The 24,326-nt window shown below is 61.8% G+C and carries 21 protein-coding genes and 1 pseudogene; 10 read left to right on the forward strand and 12 right to left on the reverse strand.

Features of this window, described 5'->3' with window-relative positions; translation table 11 throughout:
- Positions 1-164: pseudogene (locus AC1Y2B_RS19390) on the reverse strand (electron transfer flavoprotein subunit beta/FixA family protein); the annotation flags it as partial.
- Positions 165-563: 399 nt separating this feature from the next.
- Between AC1Y2B_RS19390 and AC1Y2B_RS19395 the strand changes: the two are divergent.
- The 6 genes from AC1Y2B_RS19395 (at position 564) to AC1Y2B_RS19420 (ending at position 7,457) form a co-directional block, all read left to right on the forward strand.
- The gene (locus tag AC1Y2B_RS19395) at positions 564-1,637 is read left to right on the forward strand and encodes a sugar ABC transporter substrate-binding protein (RefSeq protein ID WP_482254770.1); all 1,074 of its coding nucleotides are present in this window, start codon (positions 564-566) and stop codon (positions 1,635-1,637) included.
- Positions 1,638-1,737: 100 nt separating this feature from the next.
- Positions 1,738-2,691, forward strand: coding sequence for an ABC transporter permease (locus AC1Y2B_RS19400; protein WP_482254771.1), 954 nt, complete (start codon positions 1,738-1,740; stop codon positions 2,689-2,691).
- On the forward strand, positions 2,688-4,205 hold the full coding sequence (locus AC1Y2B_RS19405; protein WP_482254772.1) for a sugar ABC transporter ATP-binding protein: 1,518 nt from the start codon (positions 2,688-2,690) through the stop codon (positions 4,203-4,205). Before AC1Y2B_RS19400 ends, AC1Y2B_RS19405 begins: the two co-directional genes overlap by 4 nt.
- A 9-nt stretch (positions 4,206-4,214) precedes the next feature.
- The gene (locus tag AC1Y2B_RS19410) at positions 4,215-5,159 is read left to right on the forward strand and encodes an ABC transporter permease (RefSeq protein WP_482254773.1); all 945 of its coding nucleotides are present in this window, start codon (positions 4,215-4,217) and stop codon (positions 5,157-5,159) included.
- A 17-nt stretch (positions 5,160-5,176) separates the two neighbouring features.
- The gene (locus tag AC1Y2B_RS19415) at positions 5,177-6,610 is read left to right on the forward strand and encodes an NAD-dependent succinate-semialdehyde dehydrogenase (RefSeq protein WP_482254774.1); all 1,434 of its coding nucleotides are present in this window, start codon (positions 5,177-5,179) and stop codon (positions 6,608-6,610) included.
- A gap of 58 nt (positions 6,611-6,668) precedes the next feature.
- The gene (locus AC1Y2B_RS19420) at positions 6,669-7,457 is read left to right on the forward strand and encodes an SDR family NAD(P)-dependent oxidoreductase (RefSeq protein WP_482254775.1); all 789 of its coding nucleotides are present in this window, start codon (positions 6,669-6,671) and stop codon (positions 7,455-7,457) included.
- Positions 7,458-7,495: 38 nt separating this feature from the next.
- Here AC1Y2B_RS19420 and AC1Y2B_RS19425 read toward each other — a convergent pair whose 3' ends face one another.
- The 4 genes from AC1Y2B_RS19425 to AC1Y2B_RS19440 all read right to left on the reverse strand — a co-directional run bounded on the left by AC1Y2B_RS19425 (position 7,496) and on the right by AC1Y2B_RS19440 (position 12,408).
- Positions 7,496-9,355 (reverse strand): sigma-54-dependent Fis family transcriptional regulator, encoded by a 1,860-nt coding sequence (locus tag AC1Y2B_RS19425; protein WP_482254776.1) that lies wholly within the window; start codon positions 9,353-9,355, stop codon positions 7,496-7,498.
- Positions 9,356-9,403: 48 nt separating this feature from the next.
- The gene (locus tag AC1Y2B_RS19430) at positions 9,404-9,946 is read right to left on the reverse strand and encodes a flavin reductase family protein (RefSeq protein WP_482254777.1); all 543 of its coding nucleotides are present in this window, start codon (positions 9,944-9,946) and stop codon (positions 9,404-9,406) included.
- 132 nt (positions 9,947-10,078) lie between these two features.
- Positions 10,079-11,263: a CaiB/BaiF CoA transferase family protein gene (locus AC1Y2B_RS19435; protein ID WP_482254778.1), complete on the reverse strand. Its 1,185-nt coding sequence runs from the start codon at positions 11,261-11,263 to the stop codon at positions 10,079-10,081.
- A 56-nt stretch (positions 11,264-11,319) separates the two neighbouring features.
- Entirely contained in the window at positions 11,320-12,408 is a 1,089-nt protein-coding gene (locus AC1Y2B_RS19440; protein WP_482254779.1) for an LLM class flavin-dependent oxidoreductase, read from the reverse strand.
- Positions 12,409-12,812: 404 nt separating this feature from the next.
- Between AC1Y2B_RS19440 and AC1Y2B_RS19445 the strand changes: the two genes are divergently transcribed.
- Entirely contained in the window at positions 12,813-13,526 is a 714-nt protein-coding gene (locus AC1Y2B_RS19445) for an SDR family NAD(P)-dependent oxidoreductase (RefSeq protein ID WP_482254780.1), read from the forward strand.
- 36 nt (positions 13,527-13,562) lie between these two features.
- Here AC1Y2B_RS19445 and AC1Y2B_RS19450 read toward each other — a convergent pair whose 3' ends face one another.
- The 4 genes from AC1Y2B_RS19450 to AC1Y2B_RS19465 form a co-directional block, all read right to left on the reverse strand.
- Positions 13,563-14,702 (reverse strand): substrate-binding domain-containing protein, encoded by a 1,140-nt coding sequence (locus AC1Y2B_RS19450; protein WP_482254781.1) that lies wholly within the window; start codon positions 14,700-14,702, stop codon positions 13,563-13,565.
- A 175-nt stretch (positions 14,703-14,877) separates the two neighbouring features.
- Positions 14,878-15,831 carry an ABC transporter permease gene (locus tag AC1Y2B_RS19455; protein WP_482254782.1) on the reverse strand — a complete coding sequence of 318 codons (954 nt, stop codon included), beginning with the start codon at positions 15,829-15,831 and terminating at the stop codon, positions 14,878-14,880.
- Positions 15,831-16,790: an ABC transporter permease gene (locus AC1Y2B_RS19460; RefSeq protein ID WP_482254783.1), complete on the reverse strand. Its 960-nt coding sequence runs from the start codon at positions 16,788-16,790 to the stop codon at positions 15,831-15,833. Before AC1Y2B_RS19460 ends, AC1Y2B_RS19455 begins: the two co-directional genes overlap by 1 nt.
- Before the next feature lie 10 nt (positions 16,791-16,800).
- Entirely contained in the window at positions 16,801-18,288 is a 1,488-nt protein-coding gene (locus tag AC1Y2B_RS19465) for a sugar ABC transporter ATP-binding protein (RefSeq protein WP_482254784.1), read from the reverse strand.
- A 658-nt stretch (positions 18,289-18,946) separates the two neighbouring features.
- On the opposite strand from AC1Y2B_RS19465, the gene AC1Y2B_RS19470 reads away from it, so the two are divergent.
- Genes AC1Y2B_RS19470 through AC1Y2B_RS19480 form a run of 3 tightly spaced genes read left to right on the forward strand, consistent with a single transcriptional unit; the run spans position 18,947 to position 22,061 of the window.
- The gene (locus AC1Y2B_RS19470; RefSeq protein WP_482254785.1) at positions 18,947-20,029 is read left to right on the forward strand and encodes an LLM class flavin-dependent oxidoreductase; all 1,083 of its coding nucleotides are present in this window, start codon (positions 18,947-18,949) and stop codon (positions 20,027-20,029) included.
- Positions 20,030-20,083: 54 nt separating this feature from the next.
- Positions 20,084-20,872, forward strand: a complete 789-nt coding sequence (locus AC1Y2B_RS19475) for an HTD2 family dehydratase (protein WP_482254786.1) — start codon at positions 20,084-20,086, stop codon at positions 20,870-20,872.
- Positions 20,862-22,061, forward strand: a complete 1,200-nt coding sequence (locus AC1Y2B_RS19480; RefSeq protein WP_482254787.1) for a CaiB/BaiF CoA transferase family protein — start codon at positions 20,862-20,864, stop codon at positions 22,059-22,061. The genes AC1Y2B_RS19475 and AC1Y2B_RS19480 overlap by 11 nt, the downstream gene beginning before the upstream one ends.
- Before the next feature lie 62 nt (positions 22,062-22,123).
- Here AC1Y2B_RS19480 and AC1Y2B_RS19485 read toward each other — a convergent pair whose 3' ends face one another.
- The 3 genes from AC1Y2B_RS19485 to AC1Y2B_RS19495 are packed head-to-tail and all read right to left on the reverse strand — an operon-like array spanning position 22,124 to position 24,166.
- Entirely contained in the window at positions 22,124-23,005 is an 882-nt protein-coding gene (locus AC1Y2B_RS19485) for a DMT family transporter (RefSeq protein ID WP_482254788.1), read from the reverse strand.
- 10 nt (positions 23,006-23,015) lie between these two features.
- Positions 23,016-23,399 carry a riboflavin kinase gene (locus tag AC1Y2B_RS19490; RefSeq protein WP_482254789.1) on the reverse strand — a complete coding sequence of 128 codons (384 nt, stop codon included), beginning with the start codon at positions 23,397-23,399 and terminating at the stop codon, positions 23,016-23,018.
- The gene (locus tag AC1Y2B_RS19495) at positions 23,396-24,166 is read right to left on the reverse strand and encodes an SDR family oxidoreductase (RefSeq protein WP_482254790.1); all 771 of its coding nucleotides are present in this window, start codon (positions 24,164-24,166) and stop codon (positions 23,396-23,398) included. Before AC1Y2B_RS19495 ends, AC1Y2B_RS19490 begins: the two co-directional genes overlap by 4 nt.
- Positions 24,167-24,326 lie beyond the last annotated feature (160 nt).

The raw sequence follows: 24,326 nt of genomic DNA on the forward strand, positions 1-24,326 counted from the left end.
GCAATCCCCTTTTCTTTCAAGCGGATAGCTTCCTCGACGGCGATCTCGTCGAAGGGGTTCATCGACATCTTCACGTTCGCCAGATCGACACCGGACCCGTCCGCCTTCACGCGAACCTTCACGTTGTAGTCGATCACACGTTTGACAGGTACGAGCACCTTCATCGCGCAAATCTCCGCCGTTTTCAACTTCCAGAGGCGTCGCGCAAAGACCCGGCGTGAGCAACTGTCCATCTGAGACAGGAGGCCTGAGACGCGCTGACCCGGCATCCGTCGCGCCCACTGTCGCGTCTGAGACAGCGGGTGATACAGGGCCTGCCGCTCATGGGTCAGTGGTCAAAGATTGGGTGTTCGCCCAGCATCCAACCCGGGAGAGCCGAAAAGGCGGAGGGAGGAACCTGTCAGTGCGGCATCGTTGACGGTCAAATGCAGCGTTCCTCGCGGCAAACCGGCCCGGCGCAACTGGCACCCTTTCGTCCGTGCGGCGCGGTCTCTCACCAACTTTGCGAACAAGGGTGGTCGCAAGGGGCTTTGGCGGACCCATCACTTCAGGGAGGAACAAGAATGATTTTGAACAAACTGTCCACGCTCGGCATGGCTGCGGCGTTCGTGGCAACCGCTTCGACGGCGGTCTTTGCACAGGACGACACGTCCAAGAAGCTCTATCTGGGCGTCGGCAACACAAGCGCCGAATACTGGACGCAGATGATCTGGGGCGCGACCCAAGTCATGGAATCCGTCGGCGGCAAGGTCGAAGTGATCGGCAACGACTTCGATCCGCAGAAGTCCTTGCAGAACATCGGCGCCATCACGGCGGCGGGCTGTGAAGGCTGCATCTTCACGTGGTTCCCGGACTCGCCCGCGTTCACCAAGACCTTCGTCGAGAAGATCGCGGATGCCGGCGGCTTCATCACCACGCTGTGGAACCGGGCCGAAGAAATCCACCCCTGGGATACCGCTCCGGACGCCTGGGTCGCCAACATCTCGTTCGACGGTGTGGATGCCGGCTACCAAAACGGAATGGCGCTCTGCAAGGCGCTTGGCGGCACGGGCGAGATCGTTGTTCTGCAAGGCGTTCTGGACAATGCTCCGGCCAAACAGCGCACGATGGGTCTGGAGAAGGCCATCAAGGAATGCCCCGGCATGACCATTTTGGACCAGCAGGTCGCGAGCTGGCAGCAAGGTCCGGCGCAGGACATCATGCGCACCTGGCTGACCAAATACGGTGACCGGATCAAGGGCGTTGTCGGTCAGAACGACGCGATGGCCCTAGGTGCCTTGGCCGCTCTGCGTGAAGCGGGTCTGGCTGGCAAAGTCTTCGTCACCGGGACCGACGGTTCCAGCGACGTGGTCAAGCTGATCGAAACCGGCGAGATCCTGTCGACCATGTCGGGCCTGAACGAATATCAGGGTGCGATTGCCGCCGCACTCGCTTACGGCGTGCGCGTGGGTGACATCAAGCTGGCCGACCTGAGCCAAGCCCAGCGTGACTTCTTCGTGCAGCAAATCCTGATCACGAAGGACAACGCGGCCGAGTTCTTGGCCCGCAAGCCCGACCCGAAGGACTACACCTACGAGGCCATCAAGGCCGACATCTGGGCCAAGTCGGCGGGCCAGATCCCGAACGGCGTGAACTGAGACAGTTCGCAGGGCCTGACCCTGCGCACCCAAGGGCTCTCCCTTCATGGGGGAGCTCGTCTTCATCAGATTGCAGCACAAGATAAGGCGGACATCCCCGATGTCAAAACGACTTCAATCCCTTGGACCCCTGCTGGCCTTGTTGGTCTTGGTCCTGCTGTTTTCGGTCTTCACCGACAACTTCGCCTCGTTGCCCAATTTAGCCGCAGTGCTGGAGGCTGCAGCCATTCCGGCCATCGTGGCGGTTGGGTTGACCTTCGTGCTGTTGCAGGCTTCTATTGACCTGTCCGTGGAGGGTATCGCCTCGCTGGCCAATGTGCTTTTGGCGATCACAGTAGCCAATTCGGTGACTGCGACGGATATTGGCCTCTGGGCCATCCCGCTGGTGATCGGTGTTGGGTTGGGGATCGGAGCGATCAGCGCGCTGATTTCGATCTACATTCGCATGCCGTCGCTGATCGTTACGCTGGGCATGTGGCTGACGACGGTGGGCTGTGCGGCGCTGCTATATCCCGGTCGCCTGCCGCAGATTCTGGAGACGCGGATCACCTCGCTTTCCATCGACAAGCAATTCGGGCTGAGCTGGATCGTCTACCTGACGCTCGCCCTGATCCTAGTCGCGGTTCTGGTTGAAAAACACACAAGGTTTGGCCGGATGAGCCGGGCAATTGGCGAGAACGAGCCGGTGCTGGTCATGTCCGGCATCAAGATCATCCGCCACAAGGTTGCGGCCTTTGCTCTGGCTGGGGGCTGTTATGCGCTGGCGGGCATCCTTTTGGCTGCACGGATCGGGGTGGGCAACACGCAATCCGGCGTGGGGCTGCTGTTCCCCTCCATCGCGGCCTGCGTTCTGGGGGGCACGCTGTTGTCGGGCGGTCATGGCGGGGTGCGTCAGTCGATGATTGGGGTTCTGATCCTGATCACGCTGCGCAACGGTCTGATCCAGATCGGCGTCGATCCCTTGCTTCAATCGGCGCTGGAAGGCGCCGTCATCATCGTGGCCGTGGCCGGATCGACTTGGCATCTGCGGCGCAAGATCAGGGTCATCAAATGACGGCTGCATTTTCGTTAGAAGGCATCTCCAAGCGCTTTGGCGAGGTCACGGCACTGGACCGCGTGAGCCTGGAGCTGGTCGAGGGCGAGGTTCTGGGCCTGATCGGGCAGAACGGCTCTGGCAAATCGACCATCATGAAGGTCATGGCGGGGCTGCATCAGCCTGACAGCGGGATCATCAAGGTGGGGGGCAAGGTTGTGCAATTGCGCTCTCCGCTGGTTGCGGCGGCGGCGGGGATTGGTCTGGTCCATCAAGAGCAGTCGCTGATCAAGTCGCTGACGGTGGCCGAGAACCTGTTTCTGGACAAGCCCGCAACATCGACCCGGGCCGGAGTCTACCGCTGGAATGACCTGCGTGACCGGGCCAAGCATCAGCTTGCGAAGGTGGAACTGGACATTGACCCGTTTACGCCCGTTGCTGACCTGTCCTTCGGGCAACGGCAGATGGTGGAACTGGCCAAGGTTCTGTCCTTGGAAGAACTGGTCCATGGGCACCTCGTCATTCTGTTTGACGAACCCACCGCGGTGCTGAACCCGCCGGAGATCGAGGCCCTGTTCGGTCAGATCCGACGGATCAAGCACCGGTCGTCGGTGGTGTTTGTCTCGCACCGGATGGACGAGATCCTGACCATCTCGGACCGCGTTTATGTGATGAGCGACGGGCGCAATGTCGCCACCCGCGACAAGGACCACGTCAACCCCGACGAGCTTTATGAGCTGATGGTCGGCAAGCAGCGCGTCAACCGCAAGGACCGCAAACCGCGTGAGGCGCATCTGGGCGCGCAAGCGGCGCTGACGTTGAAGAACGTGACGGTGCCGGGTGAGATTGAGGACATCAGCCTGACCCTCGCGCCGGGGGAAATCCTTGGCTTGATCGGCGTGCAAGGTTCGGGCGCAGAAACTATCCTCCGCACCGTCTTCGGCATGGCGGACGAGTGGACCGGAAACATCGAGTATTTCGGCGCGCCCCTGACGATCGATAGCCCGGCCGAGGCCGTTCACAAGGGCATCGGCTACCTTCCGGCAGAGCGCAAGACCGAAGGCATGATCCGCAATACCTCGGTGTCCGAGAACGTGGCGATCACCTATGGCTGGCAGCATGGGCGCGGGGGCGGGATGATTTCCCGCGCCAAGGAGCGCGGGCTGATCGAGGGTTGGGTCAAGAAGCTGGCGATCAAGACGCCGTCAATTGGCCACAGGATAGATAACCTGTCGGGCGGCAATCAGCAGAAGGTCGTGCTGTCGAAATGGCTGTTCGGCAAGACACTTAAGGTCTTGATGCTGGACCATCCAACGCGGGGGCTGGACCCCGGAGCGCGGTCTGACCTGTTCGCCGTGATCCGCGAACTGGCGGACCAAGGGCTTGCGATCCTGCTTGTGGCCGACACCTTGGACGAGGTTCTCAACATGGCTGACAGCATCATCGTCATGAAAGACGGCCGCGTCAGTGCCCGGATTGAGGGCGTGCAGGCGGCACCACCTTCGGAAGAAGAACTCGTCAAGGCAATGGTTTAGGGGGCAGCGATGAAAGAGACTGTGACACAGTTCATCCGGCGTAACGGGGCGCTGATCGTGCTTCTCGTGATCCTCGCGGCGGTGTCGACGGCGGCACCGGGCATCCTGCGCTGGCAGGCGATCAACTCGCTGCTGAAGGACAATGCGCCGATGCTGGTGATGATCGTGGGGGCAACTCTGCCGATCCTGTTGGGCTGTCTGGACCTGTCGATTGCCGCGATGGCCTCGTTGGCCGCTGTGGTGGCCGCCTTGCTGTCGCCCGCCTTAGGATCAGCCAGTGTCGTTGTCGTGGTGGCAGGGGCTTCGGTGATTGGCGGGGTTCAGGGCTATTTGATCGGGCGACTTCAGGTGCCTTCGTTCGTGATCTCTTTGGGGGCCCTTGGTATCTTCAAGGGCGTGGCGATGTACCTGACCGGTGCGGCAATGGTCGGCATTCAGCCGGGGATCGGCGTCTATGATTTGCTGGGTGGCAAGACGGCGGGCATGTCGAACTCTTTCGTCCTGGTGCTGATCGTGGCGGGCCTGTTTGCGGCCATGCTGAGGTTCACCAACCTTGGCCGCAACATCTATGCCTTCGGGGCGAATGAGATTGCTGTCTATATCTCTGGCGTCCGTCGCGACTGGGTGCGGAGTTTCGCTTTCGCGGCCTCGGCAGGTTGTGCGGCATTGGGCGGGGTCATGATGATCTCGCAGACCATGTTCGCCAGCGCCACCGTGGCGGGCAGCCTGCTGCTGCCCTCGCTGGTTGGCGTGATTGTCGGCGGCACGGCGATTTCAGGCGGGGTGGGCGGCGTCATGTCCAGCCTGATCGGCGGGCTGATCGCCATTCTGATCCGGGTGGGCGTCACAATCTCGGGCCTGCCGCCGGAAAGCCAGGACGTGGCCTTTGGCATCACAATCCTGATCGCCGTCGCATTGACCACCGACCGGGCCAAGATCGGCCTTGTGAAATGACCCAAAAGAAAGAGGCTATGATGTTTCCTGAAGCAGGCTTGATCATCGGCGGCGTGCAGCGCCACCAAGGCAGCGCGGGCACGCTGGAGCTGACTGACCCCGCCACCGACGAAGTGCTGGCGGTTCTGCCGAAGGCAGGCTTGGCCGAGGTCGCAGAGGTTGCGGGAATAGCCCTGCAAGGTTACGGCGAATGGTCGGCGTTTTCGCCCTACGAACGCTCGAAGATCCTGCGTCGGGCCGCCGATCTGATGCGGGCCAGGGTCGAGGATGCGGCGCGTCATCTGACGTTAGAACAGGGCAAGCCGATTGCGCAGTCCCGGCTGGAATGGGGCGGGGCGGCGGACCTTCTGGACTGGTACGCCGAGGAAGGTCGCCGGACCTATGGCCGCGTCATTCCGGGCCGGGTGGCTGAGGCGGATTTGCGGGTGCTGAGGAAGCCGGTCGGCCCGGTGGCAGCGCTGGCACCGTGGAACTTCCCGGCTTGGGGCATGATGCAGAAGATCGCCCCAGCACTGGCGGCGGGCTGTTCGGTGGTCGCCAAGCCGTCGGAGGCGACGCCCGTCACCACCTGGCACATCGCCATGTGTCTCATCGAGGCGGGTCTGCCTGCGAAGGCGATCAGCGTGATCTGGGGCAGTTCCTCGCTGATCTCGGAAGGGCTAATCAAAGCGCCGGAAATCCGCAAGGTCAGTTTGACCGGATCGACCCGGGTGGGCCGGATCGTGGCGGCGATGGCGGGGGAGTATCTCAAGAAAGTGACGATGGAACTGGGCGGCCATGCCCCGGTGATCGTTGCGCGCGATGCGGATATGACCAAGCTGATCCCGCTGGCGGCGCAGTGGAAGTTCCGCAATTCCGGGCAGGTTTGCGTGTCTCCGACCCGCTTCCTTGTCGAGGATGCAGTCTATGATCAGTTCGTTGATGGCCTGTCGCAAGCCGCTTCTCGCATCAAGGTTGGGCATGGGCTGGAGGATGGTGTCGGGATGGGGCCATTGTGCACCCGCAACCAGCGCAACGTCATCTCGGCTATGGTGGCTGATGCTCGGGCTAAGGGGGCACGGGTGACGGCGGGTGGTGATGCCATTGGCAATGTTGGCAACTTTCATGCGCCGACGGTGATTGCCGATGCCCATTCGGGTCTGTTGGCGATGAATGACGAACCCTTCGGGCCTTTGGCTTTGGTGGCCCGAGTCGCGTCCATCGACGACGCTTTGGCGGAAGCGAACCGGATGCCCGTCGGGCTGGCGTCTTTCGCCTTCACCACCAACTCCCACACACAAGCCAAGATCACCCGGACGGTGCGGTCGGGGATGCTGGGGATCAACCACTTCTCGATGGGTCTGCCGGAAACGCCGTTTGGCGGCATTCTGGACAGCGGCTTTGGGTCGGAAGGCGGCATCGAGGGGCTGGAGGCTTACACGACGCCGATGCTGGTCTCGGCGATGGTCTGACCGTCCTTGCAGGGGACGGGATTCAACGCCCCGAAGGGGGCACTCAACGGAGGAAAATATGTCGCAGTTTTCGCTTGAAGGCCGGATCGCGTTGGTCACCGGGGGTGGTCGTGGGATCGGTCTTGGGATCGCCACCAGCCTGGCTGAGGCCGGGGCCGATGTGGTGATCGCCGATTACACCAAAGAGCTGGCCGAAGCCGGGGCGCATGAGATCAGCAAGCTTGGCCGTCGCAGTTCGGCCGTTCTGGTCGATGTGCGCAAGGGCGACAGCGTAAACGCCATGGTCGAGAGCGTGGTCAAGCAGTTCGGCCGTCTGGATATTGCCATGAACAACGCGGGTATCGTCAGCCTTGGCGGCATTGGCGAATTGACCGAGGAGATGTGGGACGACTGCATGGCCGTCAATCTGCGGGGCGTGTTCCTGTCTACCAAGGCCGAGGTCGCGGTGATGCGCAAACAGCAGTTTGGCCGCATCATCAACACCTCGTCCATCGCGGGCAAGGTTGGCTTCCCGGCGCTGTCGCACTACTCGGCCACCAAGTTCGGTGTCATCGGCTTCACCAATGCCGTGGCCAAAGAAGTGGCGACCGAGGGCATCACCGTGAACGCGCTTTGCCCCGGAATCGTGGGCACCGGCATGTGGCGCGGTGAGACCGGCCTGTCGGGCAAATGGGCAGCTCCGGGCGAGAGCGAAGAAGCCTCGTGGGAGCGGCACCAGAAAATCTTCCTGCCGCAGGGCGTGGCCCAGACGCCCGCCGATATGGGGCAGATGGTGGTTTACCTTGCTTGCGCATCCCATGTGACGGGTCAGGCGCTGGCGGTCGATGGTGGCTTCTCACTGGGCTGAATGAAAGGGGCCCGGTGCATGCGCTTCGGGCCCACCCTTCAAGCCTCGCCGCGGGCCTTCTGGATCTGGATCTTGCGGTACAGCGTCGCTCGCGACACCCCCAGATAGCGTGCGGTCAACGAGACATTGCCGCTGTTGTAGCGCAGCGCGGCCTCGATCTTCGATGCCTCGGATTGCGAGCGGGCGGTCAGGTCCTTGCGGGCGATTTCGTCCACGATGTCATCGGGCAGATGCTCCATCCCGATGGTCTTGCCATCTGCCAAGGCGACGGCATGGCGCAGCGTGTTTCGCAGTTCGCGCAGGTTGCCGGGCCAGTGGTAATGCGTCAGGACCAATCGTGAGTCTTGGTCCAGTTCAACTTCGGGCCGCCCCAAAGCATCGCGCTCGATGCGGAATAGGTCGAGGATGGTGGCCTCGAGATCTGGCGCTGCGCGGAGGGGTGCCAGCGCAACCTGACCGCCCTTAAGCCGGTGCATCAGGTCCACCCGCATCTTGTTGTCGCGCACCAGCTGATCAAGGTCGCGAGTCGAAATCACGATGACGCCGATGCCATTGGCCCCTGCCTGCCGGTCATTCTCCAGAAGCGCCAAGAGGGCGGTCTGGCGCGTCTCGTCCATCTCATCAATTCGGTCGATCAGAAGGCAGGACCGCTGACCCGAGAGCCTGCGCTGCAACAGGGCACCCAAGTCAACCTGCGCTTCCAAGGAGGCGCAGTCGATAAAGACGATCTCGCTGTCATCGCCAAAGACGCAGCGGGCTACGGCTTTGGCGAAGGCGGTCTTGCCTGAGCCGGATTCTCCGGTGACGACTAGTGGCAAGCCGGCCGACAGAAGCCGCCGCGCCCGATCCATCGCTTGGCTCAAGATCGGGTTGATGCGCAAGGCCTCTTCGGCGAGGTTTACCGTGCGCAGCATGGGTTCGGATGGCCGGGCCGCAACCAGGCTGCGCGGCGTGCGGGCGCGGGTTTCGGGCAGGCTCAGCACCGCTTGCAGGGTGCGGCCGCGGTAGTTGAGGGTCAGAGGCGCATCGGGGCGGATGTCGGACAAGGCCTGATCCATCTCGAACAGGTCCTCGGCCGATTTGCCGACCAGTTGCCCGACCGTCTGCCCCAGAAGCCGCCCGGCGAAAGACGAGCCGTCGACAATGCGGCCATTCTCGTCCAGCGCCAGACGGCCCTCTTCGGCGATGTCGGCAATCTCGCCATGGTCAAGGATGCGCAGCATCATGTTGCGGCGGTTGAGACGTCCGAAATGGCCGTTCTCGATCCGCCGGGCCGAGCGTTCGACGATCTTCTGCACCATGCGGTTGACGCGGGCATCGGCTTGCCGGGCGGTGGTGACGTTGATTACGCTTTCAATGATGCCGTTGCGGCCAAGAACGGGGGCAGTCAGGCAGGTCAGGCGCTGGGTCGCGGCGCCGTAATGCTCGGCCCCGGCGATGATGACGGGTTTGCCGACGCGCAAGCAAGTGCCGACGCCATTGGTCCCCTGCTGGTCTTCCGTCCAGACAGAGCCGGGGATCACCCCGGACCCCGCCAGATCGCCCAGATATTGATAATCGCAGCGGAACAACATCATGGCGCCTTGGGACGAGGCGAGAGACACCAGATATTCGCTGTCCACCAACTGACGGAACAGCCGCTCTACCTCTGGTTCGGCGATGCGTAGGAACTCTTCGCGTTCTTGCATCAGAGCCTGGATTTCGGAATGGCTAAGGACCGCGGCCCGTGGCACAGCATCGGGCAGCAGGTTGTAATCCGTCAGGCAGCGCTTCCAGGACTGTTCCACCAGATCTGGCAGGCGCGCTTCTGACACCCCGCGCGAGCGGAGGATGTTTTCAATCTCGCCGGACAGCGGGTCACTAAACCCGTTTGCTCCCAAAGCTTCTGTCTCCCACATCGCGCCCCTCCCAAGACAGTTGATGTGCGGCTTCACAAATGGTGAAGCCTACGCATATTCCCTTCCCGCAAGCCTTGCAGCCTGTCCGTTTATCCAGATCAGTGGCTCACGATGGTCGTTGCCATCGTGGCTTTGCCTTATGCCAACAATCCTGCCGATGAAGACCGTTTGATCTTCATGGGCATGAGCACCCTGTACATCACAAAAAAAGCAGGCCGTCGCGCTATCCAAATAGGGCAGCTCGTGCGGCCCGGTGGACCAACTTCCGGAGGCAAACCGCTGTGAGCGCAGGTCGCTGCGGCTGAAGCGGTCCAGAAGGTCGATGTCGTCCGCCGCGATCTGGTTGAGGCAAAAGTAGTTGCTGTCGCAGATCGCGGGATAGGCCGAGGCCGAGTGCTTAACCGCCACGATCATCGCTGGGCGATAGGTGGAAAACGGCACCGCCGTCGTCACGGCCAGCCCGTGGTTGACCCCGGCCCGGTCGCGCGTTGTCAGGATCGAGACATTGACCGGCGTGCCGCGCAAGGCCGTGCGCAAGTTCTCCGAAAACTCCGGATCGCCGGCTTGGCAGGGCTGCGCAAGGCTGAGCATGATCATTCTCCAGAGCGGGTTGGCCCCGATCCTCAGGTCCAATCCTGTTAGTAAGCGCGATTTGGCGGCGGGGCTATGTGTATCCTGAGACTGGAGCCTGTCTCACCGAGTTTCAAATGAGACAGTTTGCAGTCACTTGACGATGCGGGCTTCAGTCAGGGCCGCGATGCGGGAGGCGTCAAGGCCAAAGCGGTTCAGGATTTCCCGGCTGTGGGCCCCGATGGCGGGTGGGGCCAAGCGGACCGAGCCGGGCGTGCGGCCCAGCTTTACCGCGATGCCGGGTCCTTTGTAGCCGTCAAGTTCGGCCACCATTTGACGCGTGGTGGTGTGGTCCAGCGCCAGCGCCTCCTCGACGGTCAGGACCGGCGCGCAGGGGACACCGAGGGCCATGAGGCGTTGGAACAAAGGCATGCCGTCCAACGCGGCCAAGGGCGGCAACAGGGCCGCGCGCAGCGTCTCACGGTTGACCACGCGGTCGCGGTTGGTAAGATACAGGGGGTCCGTGCCAAGGGCGGGGACGCCAAGTTCGGTGCACAGGGTGCGGAACTGGCGGTCGTTGCCGATGGCGAGGAACAAGGGCACGGTGCCGGTGGGGAACAGGTCGTAAGGCACGATGTTGGGGTGGCCGTTGCCAGTGCGGATTGCCTTGCCGCCGTTTAGCACGTTGGAGACATGGGGGTGCAGCATGGCAATCGCAGTGTCATACAGCGTGACCTCAACCTGCTGGCCTTTCCCTGAACGGTTCCGCTCCAACAGCGCCAATAGGATGCCCATGCAGCCATACATGCCCGTACAGGTGTCCACGATGGGGATGCCGATGCGGCAGGCGTCGATGTCAGGAGGGCCGTTGACCGCCATCAGCCCCGACATGGCTTGCAGCGCCGCGTCATAGCCCGGCAACCCGCCGAACTCACCCGTTTCGCCAAAGCCCGAGACGCGGCAATGTACCAGACGCGGGAAGCGGCGGGTCAGGTCGGACAGATCATCGACCCCCCACTTCTTCCAGGTGCTCAGTTTGAAATTCTCGATGAAGACATCGACCTGACCCAGCAGTTCGAACAGAAGGGCGATGCCTTCGGAGCCTGAAAGGTCCAATCCCAGGTCTTGTTTGTTGCGGTTCAAGCCCATGAAATAAGGGGCGGTGCCATTGACGAAGGGCGGGCCATAGCCGCGCGTGTCGTCGCCGTCAAAACTTTCGACCTTGATGACCTCGGCCCCGTGGTCGCCCAAGAGCTGGCCTGCGAAAGGCCCGGCGAGAACGCGCGAGGCGTCAAGAACGACGGTTCCGGCAAGGCTGCCGGCGGGGAACTGGGTCATGCTAAGGTTCCTTCAAGAAGACGGGCGCGAGGGTTTCCCCCCGCGCCCGATGAGCATCAGCCCGCGTTGATGACCGGCAGAACGTCTTCAGCCAGACGACGCATCGTCAGACGCTCGCGCTCACGGTTCTTGCCCGAGCCATCCATGGCGGCCTTCAGCAGGGTATTCCACGGGCCCGAACGTTCCCGCAGGGACATGATCTTGTCGATCACGGTCTTGCGCGACCCGTAGATGACCGAGGCCTTGACGATCGATTCCACCGTCACGTCCTTGTCGTCCATCGTCGGGATCGGCTTGATCACGGCGGTGTAGTTCGCCACCTTCAGCACTTCCCACAGGTAGTCGAAGTAGTAGAAGTCGGAACCTGCCGGATCGAGCAACCAGTCTTCGGCCTGCGCATCGCTGTCAGCGATCAGGATGTTGCGGGCGACCGACCAATCCTTGCCATCGGGCTTCTTGCCAACGGCCTCACAGCCTTCAACATACTTGCCCCAATGGTTGATCACGGTGCTTTCCGGCGCGAAGTTCGCGGTGATCGGCTTCCAGCCCATCTTCACGGCATGCGCGACCGAGTTGCCATCCGGCGACATCGACGACAACGAGATCGGGGGATGCGGCTTGGTATAGGGTTTGGCCATGTAGCCGACGCCCAGCTTCGGGATGATGTTGTCCGTCAGCTTGATGTGCCAGTGCTTGCCCTTGATGTCATAGGGCGGGTCCTGAGCCCAGATCTTCTTGATCATGGAGATGGACTCAGCGAACTTCTCGGCGCGGACGGACCCGTCCAGCACATCAAACAGCTCCATGTCGGAGGCAAGGCCACCCGGCCCGATCCCCATGTTGAAGCGGCCCTTGGTCATGTGGTCGAACAGGGCAGCCTGGCCTGCGATCTGTGCCGGATGGTGGTTGGGCAGGCAGATCACGCCCGTGCCGAAGCGGATGTTCTTGGTCTGGTTGATCAGCGAGGCCATAAACATCATAGGTGCGGTGATCGGCTCTGTCGAAGCAGAGTAGTGCTCGCCGATCCAGGTTTCCGAGAAGCCGAGCTGGTCGGCGTAGATGATCTTTTCCGTGTTTTCCGCAAGAACGTCGACCAACGGCTTGTCAGCCGGGTGCAGTGGCATGTGGAAGAGTCCGATTTCCATAGTAACCTCCCTGGTTTGGTTTGCCCCCTATGGGGCGGTGATGTCTGGCTCCGTTTCGCGCCGGTGTCAGAGGATTGGCTGGAGCGAGACGGAGGACCGTTTGCCGTTCAGCCAAAGGATGGGCGCAGGGATCTGCGCGAAGAGATGGGCGCGGAGGGCGACTTTGCTGGGCGTGCTGGTCAAGTTCTGTGCCGACATGAAGACGGCCCTCCCCGGTCCGGTGTCTTGCGGCGGATGGCAAAAGCGCCGCCGGTTGGGGGTAGCATTCTCAATAACTTAAGCAGTGGCTATTGGCCCAGATGCATCAGGGCTGTCTCGCCGCCTGTCTCAGAATTGACAGTTGCGACATGCCGGCGCAGCGGCCCAGACCCTGTCCCATGGCAAGCATTGGCGGGAGGCTGAGGATGGATCGGATGTGGGCCGTGGTCACCGGAGGCGCGCGGAATATCGGGCAGGCGATTGGTCGGCGGCTGCTGGACGATGGCTTTCGGGTGATCGCTCTGGATATCCAGGTGCCCGAGGACCCCTCCCTGCAGGCCGATGCCATCCGGGTGGACCTTTCCGACCGAAGGGCCGCCGAGGAGGTCTTTGCCGAGATTGCCGCCAGGCATCCGGTCACCGTTCTGGTCAACAACGTCGGCATCGTGCGCCCTGCCCTGTCCGACGATGTCCGGCTGGACGACTTTGAAACAGTTCTGAATCTCAACACCCGCACCGCCCTGATCTCGGCCAAGGCATTGGTGCCGGTCATGCGTCGGCTTGGCAGAGGTCGGATCGCAATGAACACCAGCCGCGTCACCTTGGGCAAAGAGGCGCGCAGCTTGTACAGCGCCTCGAAGGGCGCGTTGCAGGCGTTGGCGCGGACCTGGGCGCTGGAGTTGGCGAAGGATCAGATCACGGTGAACTGCGTGGCTCCGGGGCCGATTGCCACCAGCGTCTTCTGGCAGAACAACCCGCCCGAGGCGCAGTATACGCGCGCCCTCATGGCTTCCATCCCCGTTCAGCGCATGGGCACGCCCGAGGATGTTGCCAATGCAGTCAGCTTCTTTTGCGATGACCGGTCGGGTTTCGTCACCGGTCAGACGCTGTTCGTCTGCGGCGGCGTGACGGTCGGATAAAACGCTGCGGCCAGCAAAGGCCGCAGCGCAGGGCGTTTAGTGCGGGTATTCGACCGAGAACGTAGTGGGATCGTAGTCCTTGATCCCTGTCGACAAGATCAGGTCGTTCGGCTTGTCCAGACGGGCGTAGTCTTCCACCCACTTGTCAGCCTTGACCGAGGTCGTCTCATCGCCCTTGGTGATTGCGACATCAACGCTCATCTCGTACTGGTGCGGCACGGGCAGGCCGTGCAGGATGTCGAGCCCAACCTTCAGCGCTACGCCGCCCATCGCCGGCGGGTAGTCATAGTTGAAGGCCGGTTCATGGTTCTCGACGGCGCCCTTCACGCAGCCGTTCAAGTCGGCGCAGGTGATCGGCGGCAGGGTCTTCCAGCCGGCTTCCACCATGGCCTCGATGGCGCCAGAGCCTTGCAGCCCGTGGTCATTCCAGACGGCGTTGATCTTGTCGCCGTATTTCTGGATCAGGGCCGCCATGACCTGCTTGCCCTTGGCGGGGCTCCAGTCGGTGTATTGCATGTCCAGCACGTGGATGTCGGGATAGTTGGCGAAGACTTCCTGCGCTGCGGCGATGCGGTTCACGGCCACCGACACGCCCGCCATACCTGGCAGCATGACAATGTTGCCCTTGCCGCCGAGCTTTTCCACAAGCCACTGCGCGGACATGTGGCCATAGACCATGTCAGAGGCGGTGATGAAGGTGGTGAAGTTTTCTGAGGTGATGCGGCGGTCCACCAGCACGACCGGGATTCCAGCCTCATAGGCGCGCGTCACGATACCGTCCAAAGCTTCAGCGGTCGCAGCAGAGACGATCAACAGGTCAACCCCGCGTGAGATCAGGTCCTGCACGTCAGAGACTTGCTTGGCAGGATCGTCATTGGCATCGGTGATGATCAGTTGCTTGATCTGGTCGGCATTATCATGAGCCGCCTGCTGGATCGAGGCGAGCATCCCAACACGCCAGCTGTTGGAGATCGACGCGTTCGAGAAGCCGATGGTGTAGGGACCATCCTTCTTGTACTTGGTCGTGTCCATGATGGTCGCAAGACCAGTGCTCCACATCATGGTGCGCGGCGCGCCGGCGTAGCCGGTCTTGGCCGCATCATCCGCGAAAAGCGCCGTGGCCGACGAGGCCGCCAGACCTGCGGCGAGTGCAAAATTCAGAACCTTCTTGAGCATGTAATGTCCTCCCTGGACCGTTTTCGCCCTCGCAACGGGTGCGGCGAAGGGCTTGTTGAGCACGTGAAAGCTTCCCTAGTGGCGCGGCGAACCGCGTGGGGTTTCCTCCCTTGGGGCGGCAAACCGCCCCAAGCGGTCACGAGAGTCCCCTCTCTCGCAAGGCTTGCGGGACCTGTCAGATCGTCTTGCGCACGTAGAAGGCGGCGGCGACGATGATGACGATGCCCTTGATGATGATTTGGAACTCGATCGGGAACCCGATCATCAGGACGGCGTTGAAGACGACGACCAGAATGGCGGCCCCGAACAGCCCCCCGATGATCGACCCGCGCCCGCCAGACAGGGCGACCCCGCCCATCACCGCTGCCACGATGGAGTCGAGTTCAAACCCGCGCCCCACCCAATTGTCGACGATGCCGACGAAGCCCGAGTAGATCAGCCCAGCCAAGGCGGCGAGCCCGCCCGAGATGACATAGCTGGCAATCGTGATGCGGTCCGAATGGATGCCCACCAGCCGCGCCATCGTGGGATTGCCCCCGGTCAGGTAGACCCGGCGCCCATAGGTCGTCCGCTGCAGCAGCACTGAAAAGACCGTGGCCAGCACCAGCAGGATCATCAGATTGTAGGGCACGCCGTAGAAGGTCTGTGATCCCAGAACCCGGTAGATCGGCGGCACATTGCCCGAGGGTGCGCCTTGGGTATAGGCAAAGCGCATCCCTTGCAGCAGCGTCATGGTCGCCAGCGTGGCAAGGAAGGGCGAGACATTGCGCTTGGTGATCAAGAGGCCGTTCAGCAGCCCGGTCGCCAACCCAATCGCCATCGCCACCAGAAAGACCGGCAAGGCGTCACTGTCCTGCCCGCTGAAGGTCGTCGCCACCACCGCTGCCGTCGCCATGACCGAAGCCACCGACAGATCCAGTCCCCGCACCAGGATCACCAGCACCTGGCCGATTACCACGATTCCCAGGGGGGCCGCCTGCAAGAGCATGTTGGAGATGTTGTTGGCCGTCAGAAAGGCCGGCGACAGGATCGCCGTCACCACGATCAGACCGGCAAGCACCAGTTGGATGCCATAGCTGCGGGCAACGTTCCACACGCGGTTCGGCTGCATTTGTGCGGATTGCGACATCACACCCTCTTCTTGTTTTCGACGTAGACGGAGACCGCGACGATCACGATGAGGCCTTGCACGATCAGTTGGTAATGCGTTGAAAGCCCAATGAAATTCAGCAGGTTGTTGAGAAGCGACACGAGGTAGACCCCCATCAGCGTGCCGATGACGCCTCCCCTGCCGCCACTCAGCAGCGTGCCGCCAACGACGACCGGTGTTATCGAGGTCAGGGTGTAGTTTTGCCCCGTGTAAGGCTGCCCCGAGCCTAGCCGGGCCACGAGGAAGATCGAGGCCACCGCCGCCATCAGTCCGCAGAAGGCATAGGCCACGAACAGCACCTTGCGGCGCGGCAGGCCCATCAGTTGCGCTCCGACAGCATCGTCGCCAGTGGCGTAGATGTAGCGGCCCAGCGGCACCTTGCGCATGAAAAGCGCGGTCAGCAGGAAGGCGGCGATGGTGAAGACGGCGCCGAGAGGCAGACCAAGGACACGGCCATAGGACAGCTCGTCAAACCCCTTGGGCATCTTGCCGATCGGCGTCTGAGTGTACAGCAGAGTCAGCCCCTGCAGGATCGCCCCGGTGCCCAAGGTCACGATCAACGGGTGAACACCAAGATAGATCGATGCGCCTGCATTGACTAAGCCGACAGAAATGCCCGCCGCCGCAATCGTGGCCAGCGCAACATACATCATCGTGGTATCGCCCGCCGAGATTCCCGACAGCAGCACGGAGGCTAGGCTGACCATCGACCCGACCGAAAGATCGATCCCTCCGGTGATGATGACCAGCGTCTGGCCAAGGCTGACGATGGCCAGAGGTGTAGATTGCTCTAGAATATTGAGGGCGTTCGAGACTGTGCCGAACTTGTCCGACATGATCATCCCGAAGATGGCAAGGATCAGGATCATACCGATCACGGTCAGAAGCCCGCCACGGCGCTTGGTAAGAAAGGTGAAGGTTGAGGCAACGGTGCTCATGATGGGTCCCTCAGGCGACGCGTTTCTGGGTGGCCAGCTGGATGATCCGCTGCTCTTGAATCTCGTCAGCGCCAAGTTCTCCGGTGATGACTCCTTCGCGCATCACGAAGACACGGTCAGCGAGGCCGATGACCTCGGGCATTTCCGAGCTGATCATCAGAACGGCGAGGCCCTTGGCCGCCAGTTCACGCATGATCCGGTAAATCTCGGCCTTGGCCCCTACATCGACGCCCCGTGTGGGTTCGTCCATGATGATCACCTTCTTCGATGTGCGGGCCCAGCGAGCGACAAGCACCTTCTGCTGATTGCCGCCCGACATGGTCAGCACGGCGCCCTGCGACCCCCGACAGGCGATGCGGTAGGTGGCAATCTCCGCCTCCGCAATCTCGCGTTCCTTGCCCTGGTTCAGCCAGCCCGATTGACTGACGCTGCCCAGGTCAGAGGCGCTGATGTTGGTCGCCACATCGGTCAGCATCGCCAGACCCTGGCCTTTGCGGTCCTCAGTCAAGAGGCCAATGCCCTTTTCGATGGCAAGCGAGGGCGTCATCTTGCGAAACGTCTCGCCGCCAATCTGGATTTGGCCCGAGGTCATCGGCAGCCCACCAAACAGCGCCAACGCCAGTTCCGTGCGACCCGCGCCGACCATGCCGGACAGGGCGGTGATTTCCCCGGCGCGCAGTTCGATGCTGGCCTTATGAACGCGGCCTTTAACGGAGACTTCAGTGGCCGACAGCACAACCGGACGCAGGCCTGGTACCGCTTTCGGCGGGAACAACTCGCTCATGTCGCGGCCCACCATAAGCGAGACTAGCGTGTCATGCGTCATGTCGGCAACCGCTTCGGTTGCTACGAACTGACCGTCCTTAAAGACGGTGACCCGGTCACACAGTTCGAAGATCTCTTCCAGGCGGTGAGAGATATAGATGATCGCCACCCCGTCATCGCGCAGCGCCCGCAGGCGGCCGAACAACAGCTCCACCTCGTGGCCTGCGATCACGGCGGTCGGCTCATCGAGGATCAAAAGCTTGACCTTGTGCACCAACGCCTTGGCGATCTCGACCATCTGCTGGTCGGCCACACTGAGTTCTGAAACCAAAGCTTCCGGGTCGATGGAGACACCAAGCCGGTCCAGAAGGTCTGTCGCATCCTGGCGTGTCCTTGCGTGGTCGATGCCGTTCAGGAAACCGCGCCGCTCATGGCCGAGGAATATATTCTCCGCAACGGTCAGATTCGGAAACAGGACGAACTCCTGATAAATGACGTGGATGCCCGCCGCCTTTGCAACGGCAGGCGAGGCCCAGTGCACAATCTCGCCATCAAATTCGATTGTACCCTCATCTGGTTGGTGTACGCCGGCAATAATCCGCGTCAGCGTCGATTTGCCAGCGCCGTTTTCACCAACCAAAGCGTGGATTTCCCCAGCCTTCACTTCAAGATGAACGTCAGACAGGGCTTTCACCCCCGGGAAACTCTTTGAGACCTTGGATATCGTCAGCATCATCCCCCCCGCACCGCCCGGCGAATGTCTTGCCCGCCCGGCGCATCTTATTTTCGCGGAAATCTTGCGCTTCCGCTCCCGATAGAATGGGGCAGCGCGAAAGAATTGGGCAACTGCTCTTATGTGACACCGTTGGAATTGCAGGGTGTCTCACAGGCTAACGCATTATTTAGGAACGGTATTGCTGCCCTGCGCACCACAAAATCAAGTCGCTACCTGCCAGGGAAGCCCCAGGGTGAGACACTTCGACGCAGCCCAACCCGCGCGGAACCTCGAAATTGTCCATTCGGTCAGATTTCAAGGACGCGCCGAGATTTCTACTGCGTCAAACTGTCGCTTTTGGAACAGTGGATTGCAATTCTGCCGCCTCGCATGAAGCGGTGGACAAATGACCACAATTAAATGAACTTTTCGAAAGATGCGCAAATCGGAGGAGTTGCGCATCATTGGGACACGGGCTTCCAATACCATACCCAGCGGAACGCTGAAACGGAACAAGTGCAAGCTTAAAATCACGCACAGAGATCCATTTAGGTTCTCTGATTGAAATGTCGTGTTTTATCCGGATTGGCGCTGCAGGTGCAGGCCCAGGTCGCAAGCCATACAAAGTCCGGTCGCGCAAGTCGACCCGGGCACCCAACACGGAGAGGAAAAAACCATGATTAAACTTGGCACTTTTGCGATGCCCCTGCATCCGCCGCATCGCGCTCTTGCTGAAATCCTGAAGGAAAATCAGGACAAGATCATCAATGCCGATAAACTTGGCTTTGATTACGCCTATGTGGGTGAGCACTTTTCCTGCACGACCGAACAAATCGCCTCACCGCTGATCTTCTTTGCAAGCCTGATCAACCAGACCAAGAACATCAAGTTCGGCACGGGCGTGATGGGTCTGCCGCAGCACCATCCGGTTATCGTGGCTGCCGAAGTGGCCCAGCTGGACCAGATGTCGGGCGGTCGTTTCGTCTGGGGCATCGGGCCGGGCGGTCTGGCTTCTGACCTTGAGGTCTTCGAGCACAACGACCACGCCGAACGCAACGAGATGCTGGCTGAACACCTGCGCATCGTTCTGGACATCTGGAACTCGGACGCGCCCTACAACATCAAGGGCAAGTACTGGAACGTGAAGATCGAGAAGTCGATCTATCCAGAACTGGGCATCGGCTCGATGAGCAAGCCCTTCCAGCTGCCGCACCCGCCAATCCACATCTCTACCATGTCGCCCGACAGCCCGACGGTGGCGCTTGCCGCCCGCAAGGGCTGGGTGCCGATCACCGCGAACTTTTGCCCCCATGAAACCGTTTACGGTCACTGGAAGCAGTACGTGAAGGGCTGCGCCGACGTGGGCCGTGCGCCCACGGGCGAAGATTGGTCGGTGGCGCGCAACTTCCTGATCGGGGAAAGCGATGCGCAGGCCGAAGACTGGATGATGGATCCGAAAGGCTCCAGCCACTACTACTATGACTACATGTGGAAGGTGCTGCTGGCCGCCGACTACACCACGGTGGGCAAGCCCGACCCGACCATCTCGAACGAAGACTGGGGCGTCGAACGCTTCATGCGGTCGTCGATCATCTGGGGCTCCAAGAAGACCGTCCTAGAAAAGATCCACGACCTGCGCGAAAAGTCCGGCCCCTTCGGGACGCTGTTGATGGCGATGACCGACGGCAGCGGCGAGAACTTTGAACGCGAGCATCTGACGATGCAGCGCCTCGCCGAGATCCGCCCCCTGATCAAGTGACCCCCGTGCCGGCAGTCTTCGCGGGCTGCCGGCACCTTTCTGAAAGAGCCGCTCATGCCGGTCGATATCTTTACGCTGGCGCAGGCGCAGCGCGTGGCGCTGATGCTGGGGCTGGACCCCTCGTTCAGCGAGGGCGATCGCCTGCCGCGCGGCTGGCACTTCGCCTTGCTTGCGGGCCAGACGCCACGACAAGCCCTGCGCAGTGATGGCTTCCCGGGCCTTGGCGTGCCCATGCCACAACTTGACCTGCCGCGCCTGCTGCTCGGCGGGCGGAGCACGTTGTTTGCGGGCGATCTAACGCTTGGTGTGCCGCTCCGCCGCGACAGCGCCCTGACCAGTGTCGAGGCAAAGACAGGCCGTAACGGCCCTTTCGCTGTCGTGAAAGTCGAACATAGCCTTGGCTCTGTAGATGCCCCGCCTTCGGTTATCGAAAGCCAGACCTATGTGCTGGCAGGCCCTGCCACGGGCGCCATGCCGAAGCCCTCGCCGGCAACCGTGCCAGAGGGCCGAGCGAAGGTCGTCACGCCCGACGATCTGATGCTGTTCCAATACTCGGCGTTAGGTTTCAACACCCACCGCATCCACTTCGACCGCGATCAGGCGAAGGCTGAGGGCCATCCTGATCTTTTGGTCAACGGCGGCCTCGCCACCCTTTTGGCCACCGAATTTCTGACCCGCGATTTGGGCCTGAAGCCCATATCGCTTACCGCTCGGCACATGGCGCCGCTTTATGTCAACCGCCCGCTGACCATCCTCGTTCCAGAAGAACCCGAGAAGGTACTGCTTCTGGACGAAGACGGAGTCCTCGCGGCCGAACTGGTGATGACCTTCGATGACCTATGACCCTCTGCGCGGCATCCGCGTCCTTGACCTGACCTCGGTCGTCGTGGGCCCCGCCGCCACATGGCGCTTGGGCCAATACGGAGCCGAGATCATCAAGGTAGAGAACCCTGAAGGCGACCTGATGCGCGGCCTTGGCGGCCTTTCGCCCACGGGCCAGCAGGCCGGTGCTTATCTGCACCTCAACCGGGGCAAGCGAAACATCTGCCTGAATCTCAAGGCGAACGGCGCTTCGGATGTGGTCCAGCGGCTGATCCAATGGGCTGATGTCATCGTCGCCAACATGCGCCCGGCAGCCTTGGCCCGGCTGGGGCTGGACCCGGAAGCCGTACGCGCCAAGCATCCGGAGAAGATCTACTGCCTGCTGACCGGCTACGGCTCTGACGGCCCCTACTGCGGCTTTCCGACATATGACTCGGTGGTGCAAGGCGCGGTGGGCTTGCCTGGCTTGACCCTTGCCCGCGATGGGGTGCCGAAGTTCGTACCCCTGCTGATCTGCGACCATGTGGTGGGCGAGATTGCGGCGGGGGCGATCATGGCGGCCCTGATGAACCGCCACCGGACTGGAGAGGGTGTCACGCTAGAGGTTCCAATGTTCGAGACCATGGCGACCATGGTCCTGCAAGAGCATCTGGCAGCGCAAAGCTTTGATCCTGCCGTTGGACCTTATGGGGATCAGCGGTTGCTCAGCCCCTATAACCAGCCCTTGCAGACCGCGGACGGCTTCATAGCCGTCACGATAAACACCGATCCGCAGGTCAAGGCCTTCCTGACCGCCACCGACCGCGCTGGCATCATCGCCGACCCGCGCTTTGCTTCGGTCGCCGCCCGGGCGGTGCACGTGGCCGCGTGGTTCGAGGTGCGGGGCACCCCGCTTACCCAGAAGACCAGCGCCGAGTGGCTGGCGATTTTCCGGGCGGCGGATATTGCCGCAATGCCGATCCATTCCATCGAAAGCCTGCGCCATGACCCGCATCTGACTGCGGTGGAGCTGATCAGCCACGAAAACCACCCGACCGAGGGCAAGACCGCCGTCCTGCGCAGTTCGATCCTGGCCGATGGCGCGACCTTGCCGCTACGCTCCCCTTCCGCGCCGCGTGGCTGGGATACGACGGCGATCCTGGAAGAACTGGGCTATTCCACCGCCGAAGCACAGGGGCTGATGCATCAAGGGGCCGCACTGAAGGCTTGAAACGGCGAACAAAGAAGAAGGGCCGCGCAATTTGCGCGGCCCTTTTGTCATTTCACAGGTGGTCACGCCAGCGCGGCTCCTGCCGAGCGGCCACGTTCCGACCACAGCAGATAGGCTGAGCCTGCGAAGACCATCAGGATGCCCGGCCAATAGGTCATGTCGGGTGCAAAGCTCAGCACCAGCCATGACACCAGAATGTTGGAGAACAGCTTCAGATCGTCGAAGGGTTGCACATAGGCCGCATCTGCCGAGGCATAGGCCAAGGTCAGGAAATGCTGGGCGAAGTACATAATCGCCCCGGCCAGAAGCAGCAGCCACAGGATCATGCCCGTCGGAACCTCGAACCCGGCTTGAACCGAGAACAGCAGGTTGACCGGCGTCAGCAAGACCAGAAGCCACATGGTTATCGAGGTTTGCGGCTCGTCCTTGGTCAGGCGCTTTGTGATCAGCGACGCCCCGCCCCATGTCACAGCCGCCGCAATCGGCAAAAGGGTAGCGACAGAGAAGCCGCTCTCCCAAGGACGCAGCAGGATCATAGCGCCTGCAAAGCCCACCACTGCGGCGATCCAGCGATTCAGGCCCACGCGTTCGCCCAATAAGACAGCCGCGCCGAACATCACGAAAAAGGGCGAAGTCATCACGAGGGCGATCACATGCCACGGCGCCATGCCGCTGGCAAAGGCTTGGGTAAAAGCCTGTACGCCCAAGACCGACAGGCCGATTCGAACCAGATGCAGCACCGGATGACGGGTTTTCATCGAAGCCAGACCGTTCTTCCGGATGAAGGGCACAGAGAAGGCCGTGGCGATGGCATACTGCCAGAAGGCGTCAGACTGCGCCTTGAAGCCCATTTTGTAGGTGACAGTCCAGGTGACGGCATTGGCCAGGGCAAAGCAGATGCCCGCCAGCACCATGAAGCCCGCGCCTTTCAGATTTGAGTTCATCTTTCCCTCCCTAAGCAGCGCTGGCGTTGATCGCCCGCGCCTGTTCGATGTCACCCTGCATGGCCGCAATCAGCGCCTCCACGGACGTGAAGCGCAGTTCGGGTCGGATGAAGGCGGTGATCTTCACTTCGATCTCGCGCCCATAGATATCGCCCTGAAAATCAAGGATATGCGTCTCGATCCTCTGATCCGCGCCGTCAAAGGTCGGCCGCGTGCCGTAAGAGGTGACCGAAGGCCAGACCTTGTCCTGACCGGTGATCCGGGTTTGCGAGGCATAGACGCCGTAGGCCAAGGGCGCGGCCCCGTTCAGGTTTGCGGTCGGAAATCCTAGGACGCGGCCCCTCTTGTCGCCATGGGCGACGATGCCGCGCAGGTCCATTGGAAGTGTGGTCATTTTGCCCCCCTTTGACCGCGCTGGCGGCCTCCATCGACGACCAGATCGGTGCCGGTTACAAATCGTGCCGCATCCGAGCAAAGGTAAAGCGCCGCCTGCGCCACATCCTCGCCGCGTCCAAGGAGAATGCCCTTGGACTGCCCGGTTTCTTCGTAAAGCCGCTTGACTCCCTCGGTGCCCGCGATGGGGCCGGGGGCGATGGTGTTGCACAGTATGCCGTCCGGCCCCCATTCCGCCGAAAGGCTTCGGATCAGCGACATCACCCCCGCCTTGGCCGCAGCCGCATGGGCGCAACCCGGCCAACCCTCCAGCGCGCGCATCGTAGTGATAGCGATGAAGCGCCCTCCGTGGGGAGAGGCTTTCAGGTGCGGATAGGCGGCCTTGGCGCAGTGGAAGGTTCCGTGCAGGTCGATGTCGACCACCGTGCGCCAGGCGTTGAACGACATGTCCGCAAAGGGCGCGACGAAATTCCCAGCCGCATTGGCGACCATGATATCCAATCCACCAAAGGCCTTAACCGCCGAGGCCACCGCCGCCTGCACAGCCTCTGGCTCACGCACATCGGCCACAACGCCGAGAGCTTGTCCGCCTGCGGCCCGAATGGTCTCGGCCGCTTCGTTCACGCGGTCCAACTTGCGAGAGACAAGAACTACACGGGCCCCGGCCCAGACCAGCGCCTGTGCGATTGCAAAGCCGATGCCGCTGCCGCCGCCGGTGACCAGCGCGGTCCGACCCGCCAGACAATCGGGGGCAAAGCTGTTGTTCATGCTGGGCAATGCGCGTTGGGTTTGTGGTGCACGGCAGTCTCCCTCATCCTCACCCAATGCTGCCGACAGACGCCGGGCATCGCAATTGTGCTTTCTGTGACAGTCAGCCCCGTGCGCGATGCCGCGTTTGAGCCAGTGCCTTGAACTGGAAACCAAAAGG

This window comes from Stagnihabitans sp. (assembly GCF_964946895.1).

Excerpts from the sequence above, each read along its gene's own strand:
- AC1Y2B_RS19495 (WP_482254790.1), bottom strand. The coding sequence starts at position 24,166 with ATGAACAACAGCTTTGCCCCCGATTGTCTGGCGGGTCGGACCGCGCTG.
- AC1Y2B_RS19415 (WP_482254774.1), top strand. The coding sequence starts at position 5,177 with ATGATGTTTCCTGAAGCAGGCTTGATCATCGGCGGCGTGCAGCGCCAC.
- AC1Y2B_RS19425 (WP_482254776.1), bottom strand. The coding sequence starts at position 9,355 with ATGTGGGAGACAGAAGCTTTGGGAGCAAACGGGTTTAGTGACCCGCTG.
- AC1Y2B_RS19480 (WP_482254787.1), top strand. The coding sequence starts at position 20,862 with ATGACCTATGACCCTCTGCGCGGCATCCGCGTCCTTGACCTGACCTCG.
- AC1Y2B_RS19465 (WP_482254784.1), bottom strand. The coding sequence starts at position 18,288 with ATGCTGACGATATCCAAGGTCTCAAAGAGTTTCCCGGGGGTGAAAGCC.
- AC1Y2B_RS19410 (WP_482254773.1), top strand. The coding sequence starts at position 4,215 with ATGAAAGAGACTGTGACACAGTTCATCCGGCGTAACGGGGCGCTGATC.
- AC1Y2B_RS19470 (WP_482254785.1), top strand. The coding sequence starts at position 18,947 with ATGATTAAACTTGGCACTTTTGCGATGCCCCTGCATCCGCCGCATCGC.
- AC1Y2B_RS19445 (WP_482254780.1), top strand. The coding sequence starts at position 12,813 with ATGGATCGGATGTGGGCCGTGGTCACCGGAGGCGCGCGGAATATCGGG.
- AC1Y2B_RS19405 (WP_482254772.1), top strand. The coding sequence starts at position 2,688 with ATGACGGCTGCATTTTCGTTAGAAGGCATCTCCAAGCGCTTTGGCGAG.
- AC1Y2B_RS19435 (WP_482254778.1), bottom strand. The coding sequence starts at position 11,263 with ATGACCCAGTTCCCCGCCGGCAGCCTTGCCGGAACCGTCGTTCTTGAC.
- AC1Y2B_RS19420 (WP_482254775.1), top strand. The coding sequence starts at position 6,669 with ATGTCGCAGTTTTCGCTTGAAGGCCGGATCGCGTTGGTCACCGGGGGT.
- AC1Y2B_RS19455 (WP_482254782.1), bottom strand. The coding sequence starts at position 15,831 with ATGTCGCAATCCGCACAAATGCAGCCGAACCGCGTGTGGAACGTTGCC.
- AC1Y2B_RS19440 (WP_482254779.1), bottom strand. The coding sequence starts at position 12,408 with ATGGAAATCGGACTCTTCCACATGCCACTGCACCCGGCTGACAAGCCG.
- AC1Y2B_RS19485 (WP_482254788.1), bottom strand. The coding sequence starts at position 23,005 with ATGAACTCAAATCTGAAAGGCGCGGGCTTCATGGTGCTGGCGGGCATC.
- AC1Y2B_RS19395 (WP_482254770.1), top strand. The coding sequence starts at position 564 with ATGATTTTGAACAAACTGTCCACGCTCGGCATGGCTGCGGCGTTCGTG.
- AC1Y2B_RS19490 (WP_482254789.1), bottom strand. The coding sequence starts at position 23,399 with ATGACCACACTTCCAATGGACCTGCGCGGCATCGTCGCCCATGGCGAC.
- AC1Y2B_RS19475 (WP_482254786.1), top strand. The coding sequence starts at position 20,084 with ATGCCGGTCGATATCTTTACGCTGGCGCAGGCGCAGCGCGTGGCGCTG.
- AC1Y2B_RS19450 (WP_482254781.1), bottom strand. The coding sequence starts at position 14,702 with ATGCTCAAGAAGGTTCTGAATTTTGCACTCGCCGCAGGTCTGGCGGCC.
- AC1Y2B_RS19460 (WP_482254783.1), bottom strand. The coding sequence starts at position 16,790 with ATGAGCACCGTTGCCTCAACCTTCACCTTTCTTACCAAGCGCCGTGGC.
- AC1Y2B_RS19430 (WP_482254777.1), bottom strand. The coding sequence starts at position 9,946 with ATGCTCAGCCTTGCGCAGCCCTGCCAAGCCGGCGATCCGGAGTTTTCG.
- AC1Y2B_RS19400 (WP_482254771.1), top strand. The coding sequence starts at position 1,738 with ATGTCAAAACGACTTCAATCCCTTGGACCCCTGCTGGCCTTGTTGGTC.